This is a genomic window from Thermogemmatispora sp. (assembly GCF_019683755.1).
Taxonomy (GTDB): Bacteria; Chloroflexota; Ktedonobacteria; order Ktedonobacterales; family Ktedonobacteraceae; genus Thermogemmatispora.
Map to the genome: position 1 here is coordinate 1 of NZ_JADGHT010000319.1, position 5416 is coordinate 5416.

5 protein-coding genes are annotated in these 5416 nt (G+C 58.7%); 3 read left to right on the plus strand and 2 right to left on the minus strand.

What is annotated here, in order from left to right; genetic code table 11:
- The 3 genes from IRZ24_RS16270 to IRZ24_RS16280 form a co-directional block, all read left to right on the plus strand.
- Positions 1 to 710 (plus strand): AI-2E family transporter (locus tag IRZ24_RS16270; RefSeq protein WP_297166366.1); only part of this gene is annotated, 710 nt, incomplete at its 5' end.
- A 27-nt stretch (positions 711 to 737) separates the two neighbouring features.
- Positions 738 to 1670, plus strand: coding sequence for a hypothetical protein (locus IRZ24_RS16275; RefSeq protein ID WP_297166369.1), 933 nt, complete (start codon positions 738 to 740; stop codon positions 1668 to 1670).
- 510 nt (positions 1671 to 2180) lie between these two features.
- Positions 2181 to 2945 carry an RNA polymerase sigma factor gene (locus IRZ24_RS16280; RefSeq protein ID WP_297166374.1) on the plus strand — a complete coding sequence of 255 codons (765 nt, stop codon included), beginning with the start codon at positions 2181 to 2183 and terminating at the stop codon, positions 2943 to 2945.
- Here IRZ24_RS16280 and IRZ24_RS16285 read toward each other — a convergent pair.
- Both IRZ24_RS16285 and IRZ24_RS16290 read right to left on the minus strand, forming a co-directional pair.
- Positions 2920 to 4416 (minus strand): alkaline phosphatase family protein, encoded by a 1497-nt coding sequence (locus IRZ24_RS16285; RefSeq protein ID WP_297166376.1) that lies wholly within the window; start codon positions 4414 to 4416, stop codon positions 2920 to 2922. The genes IRZ24_RS16280 and IRZ24_RS16285 overlap by 26 nt on opposite strands.
- A gap of 73 nt (positions 4417 to 4489) precedes the next feature.
- Positions 4490 to 5257: a hypothetical protein gene (locus tag IRZ24_RS16290; RefSeq protein WP_297166378.1), complete on the minus strand. Its 768-nt coding sequence runs from the start codon at positions 5255 to 5257 to the stop codon at positions 4490 to 4492.
- Positions 5258 to 5416 lie beyond the last annotated feature (159 nt).

Here is a 5416-nt window from a genome sequence, read left to right on the forward strand (position 1 = left end):
CTGTGGAGCGGGTGGTTGGGGGCTACATCCGGGGTCAGCTTCTGCTGTCGGGGCTAGTGGGGGTGCTGGTCGGCCTGGGGATGTTCATCCTCCAGGTGCCCTATGCGGTCTTGCTGGGAGTGCTGGCCTTCCTGCTAGAGTTTGTCCCGGTCTTAGGAACGCTCACCTCGGGAGCAATCTGCGTCCTTATCGCGCTCAGCCAGGGCTGGCTAACGGCGGTGCTAGTGCTGGCCTACTTCATTGGGGTGCATATTATCGAGGGGGATGTTATTGGGCCGCGCATTGTCGGGCGCGCTGTGGGCCTGCACCCGGTGGTTTCCCTCTTTGCCTTGCTGGCCGGTGCTGAGTTGTTTGGTGTGATTGGGGCGATTTTCGCAGCCCCTCTGGCGGGCGTATTGCAGGCGCTGTTAGCAGCCGTCTGGCAGGAATGGCGTAGCCTTAATCCTGAGCAGTTTGAAGAGCCGCCGGTATCGCTGCCCAGACCGACCTCTTTCCCCATCAAGCCGGCGCCGGCTGAGCAGAGCGCCCAACTGCAGACCTCTTCAATAGCGGAAGCGCTCAGTGAGGTGGGCGCGACCAGCGCCAGTGCACCAATTCCCAGCGAGGCGCTCGCGGGAGCCAGCCGTGAGAACAAGGGGGAAAGCGAGCATGAGGGAGCTGGCCATCTCCAACAAGGCTCTACTCTCTCCACCTCTGAGCAGCCGCTCTAAGGAACCAACCAGGGGGGATGAGGCTTGATGAGCCGTCGATACCCTCGCTTCTGCCATCTCTGTGGCAGGCCGCTGGCACTGGTAGGGCAGTACCTGATTTATCCTAACGGGCTGGTGATCTGCCCGGCCTGCGATGGTACCGTGCCACGCTGTCAACGTTGCAACCTGCCAGGGCGACATCTGGAGCAGGTGGGTGGGGCAATACTGTGCCCCGCATGCCGTGCACAAGTGGCGTTCTGTGGCTGCTGTGGCCGAGCGTTGCTAGAGACGGCTTATCTGATTGGCGATTCGCCAGTCAAGTATTGCCAGCGCTGCCTTGAGGAGCGCCCCCGCTGCGATGTCTGCCAGGCTCCCTTAAACGAGCGGGGGCACCTTCTGCCTGGACCCCACGGCGTGGTACGTCGGTGTGCGCTCTGCTGGGCTGAGGCTGTGCAGGGACCCCATGAGGCTGAATCTCTCTATCAGCGCGTCTTTGCTGTCTTGCGGCGCGAGCCAGGCTTAACACTGCCCATCCTTCCCCGTCTCCATTTATGTGAGCGTAGGGTCCTGCAAGAACTGCATCAGCAGCGTGGACATAGCTTACCATCAGGAGGAGAAGAAGGGGGCAATGATCCCCATTTGCTCGGTATATTTTTCCAACAGGGTCAGGCACAGGATATCTATATCGAGCACTATTTGCCACGCGATCTTTTTCAGGCTGTGGCAGCCCATGAGCTGGCCCACGCCTGGCAGGCCTGGCAGGGCTTGCAAGAGCTACCACTGCTGATCGGCGAAGGCTTTGCTGAGTGGACGGCCTACCATGTCTTGCAAACCTTGGGCGAAGAGCGCATGGTCCGGCGTCTGCTACGGCGCCGTGATCTCTATGGCCAGGGCCTGCAGCACTTTTTAACGCTAGAGCGGCAGCAGGGCCGCCTGGCCGTCCTGGCGGCGGTCCGTCCCCGCGGTTCTCTCCCCTCGTAGCATACCTCCGCCTTGCTGGCGAATCGCAATCGCTCCCTGGGTAAACTCTCCTCTGACTTCCCCGCCTCCCTGGCCTTTAGCCTCCAGACCAGTGTGCAGCGCTAAACCTTCAAGCGTTGTCCCAACACCACCATTTAAGGCCGTTCAGAAGGATGGTCTAGCAATGCGTCTCTCCCCTGTGCTAGCAGCGGCCAGACCCAGAGGGGAACGCTTTGCCACGCGGTGAGATGCGTGTGAGGTAGTTCTGACGATGACTGGGGAAGCGGGTACTAGTGCGCAACGGGGGTAAGGAGCCTGGTGTCGCGTCTTGTTTCCTGGCGTTTCAGGGAAGCCGCTGGCTTGTAGAGCGGGCTGTCGGGTGATTGTTTACATGATGCACACAAAAAGTATGCTCAACTTTATACAAAGGTTTTCTATACAGACAATTATAGGTATGCATCCCTTGCTATATTGTATATAGTATGTTATATATCTGTATGTGGTTTGCATATGCAGGAGGTTAAACAGACCATGCTCTCACTCACGCTATATCAAGAATGCCAGCTTGGCCAACTTGCTACGGCAGGCCCTGCAACGGGGACAGCCGCTGTTGGGCCACTGTTGCCTGCGCCCGCGACAGGTCTTCACCTGGAAGAGCCAAGGAGCGGTGAGCGAGAGGAGCAGGCTGATCAACAGCAGCTACTCATTACACGGGTGCTGCGTGGGGACGGAGACGCCTTTAGCGACCTAGCCCTGCAGTACAGCTCGCTGATGTTACGGACAGCCTTCATGATTGTAGGCGATCGAGACATTGCTGAAGACATCGTACAAGATGCCCTTATTCAGGCCTGGCATCATCTTGCCGATCTGCGCGAAGCTGGTGCCCTGCGTCCCTGGCTGGTGCGCATTGTGGTCAATCAATGTATCAGCTTTAAGCGTCGTCTAGCGCGCTCCAGTGCCTTCCTGCGTCAGGCGCTCTGTGATCTAGAGACGGATCTGCTGGCTAGAACTGCCGAGCTGCACAAAGGCTCAATTGAACGCAACTGGGATCTAGCGCGAGCCGTTGAGGGGCTGCCCACCAAGCAGCGTATAGCCATTGTCTTGCACTACTACAGTGGCATGACCCTTCCTGAGATGGCTCGGGCCTTACACATCTCCGAGAATACGCTGAAAAAGCGCATCCAAAGCGCCCTCTGCAATCTACGGCAGGCTCTGACCAGTGATGCCAACGACCAGGTGGTGGCTTCTCACCCGCTCTCGGAGCGCTATTTCACGGCAGCGGCTCAGCGGCCTTGAGAGCCAGAAGCGGCTGACCATCGAAGCGAGCCACGTTGTTGATCCCGAGCAAGCTGAGCACCGTAGGAGCGACATCCATCACTGTGATCTCGTCAACGTCACTCACGTCTGGCTCATGGTGGAGGAGGTTCCCGATGAGAAAGACGCCATCCTTGCGATGGACCCCCGAGACAAAGCGCCTCGCCGTCTGCGTTGTCAACAGCGGTACATACAGCTCTTCACCGATTGCTAAATCGCCTTGCAGTTCGAAGAGCAGATCTGGTAGTCGCTCCAGATACCTGCCCTGATAGACTTCCTCGCGTTTACGGACCCAGCGGAGTAGAGGGCGACCGCGCGAGCACAGGCGCTGCATCTCTTCTTGCAGGCTTGCGCGCAGCTCCTCGTAGTCTCGACCTTGTTCCTGGATGCTCTGGCGATTGAGGACCACGCCGCCAAAGGGCCCATCGCCTCCCAGGCTGAGCACGCGCGCCAGTGAATGTTCTTCGTCGATCAGATCTGGCGCTGAACTGGTCGACACCTGGCGTTCACGCGTTACAAGCCCAACGTGGGCGAGCAACTCAGCAGAGACTGAGCCTCGACGTGCGCGAGCTGAGAACGGGCGGTCGAGGAGGCGTGAGCTGCGAGTCTGAACCTTGAGCAAGCCCTGCCGCCGTAGCCACTCGTTGAGATTCACACGCTGGTGGCTGCGACGCCCATGACCATAGGCGCTGACAACGATCAGTACACTTGTGGCTGGCAGCGCCGCCCGTACTTCACCTACAATTTGGTCACAGAGACGATAGAAACTTTGGATGCGGGTCAGATGCTCACTCTGCCCGGGATAGGCCGGATCGCTGAGATCGCTGTAATGCCAGAAAAGATGTTGAATGATATCCAGTGCATTGACTTGGAGAAAGAAGAGGTCCCAGGACTCTTGTTGAAGCAACTCCAAGCCGAGGGCCGCTTGTTGAAGCGTACAGCTCACCAACTCATGGTAGAAGGTCCGCAGCTCTGCACGCCGGGCGGCCCGCTCGGCTAAGCGTGGCAAAGCGGGGAAGGTCAGGCTTAGCTCGTATTCCTCTGGCGTAATGCTTAAGCCGCCATCTCGTGGTGAAAGGGCCAGCATAACCCCATTAACAGGCCAGGCAGGATAAGCAAGGTAGGGGTTGAGCACACAGATCCGCTTGCCGCTGGCGCTGGCCAGGTCCCAAAAGGTAGTTCCGCAGGTGAGGGTAGGTGGTTCGTCTGTGAAAGCGTGCTGGCCTGCTGGCGTTGAGCCGCCAGAAGGAAAAGACAGGAGGCCGTGATTGGCAGGATTAAGACCAGTATAGAGGCTACTCCAGGCCGGGATAGTGTCCGGTGGAATGCTAGAGGTGAGTTCAAGGAAAGGCGACTCTAACATGAGGCGTCTGAGATGGGGCAAAGCTGGCCCATAGACACGCAGTAGGTCTGCATCCATGCCATCGAATCCTAAAATGGCCACTTGTGTCATATCCTTTCACCTTTTCTCGCTCGCTCGCTCATTCACTCACTCGCAGGTCCGGGCGGCGTTCAAGCACCGATTATCAAACAGGATCGTGCGACTGATCGGGGAAGAGTCGCCGCTGCTGTTGCTCCCAGTAGTGAAGAATCTCGCTGATCATCTCAGGCTCGCAGCGAACCTGGAAAATGGCGCGCTGGGTCACCGTCTGCAGGTGGTCCAGGGCCGAGCGATCCAGCCGGCGCACAGTAGCGAGTGTCAGGGTCCCCCGCTCGGCGCCGATGGGGACGCAGCGGTAGCGCTGTGCCAACTCATAGGGCAGCAGGTGGAGAAGGCGCAGCGATGGGTAGCTTGAAAGGAAAGCAAGATAGGGTAGCTGACTGGTGGCCTGGCCCTGGTCCGCCTCGAACGCTGTCGCAGCCTCTCCTCGCTGCGTCCTGTCCTGGCTTTGAAGATCGCGCTGTTCTCCTCTGATCAGGCGTGGCTGTCGACGTTGCAGATCGTGCAGAAATTGGCGCGCAGCCTCTCCGGCCAGACACCGGGCGCTGTGCTCGACATCGGCCAGCAGAGGGCCAAGACGTCGCATAACGGCCTCCGCTCCTACAAGTGTGGCTGAACGCAGGAGAAGAGCACACTCGCCCTCTAGCAAGAGAATGAGGTCACTGGCCCGAATCTGCTGCCGAATTCGTCGCACAGCCCGCTCAAGCGCTGCCGTCGAGTGAGAGGCCGCTTGCAGATGGATCAGCGCAAATGGCTCGCCGTCTAGCATTCCCAGAGCGGTCCCTGCTGTGGGCGACATGGAAGACATGGCTGTCTCTGCATCCCGCAGTCCTCTGCGCTCCTCGTCTTTCACACGATCCTCCTCTACTGGCTGCTGTTCCCTGCTGCCTCTGACCGCTTGCCGCCCATCGTTGACGGCGCAGAGCATGTGCTACATGCTGCGTATGTAGTATACTCTTGTCATGGAAATAGAGGTTATCTATAATGGTAAAGGATCAGTTAAGAATATACC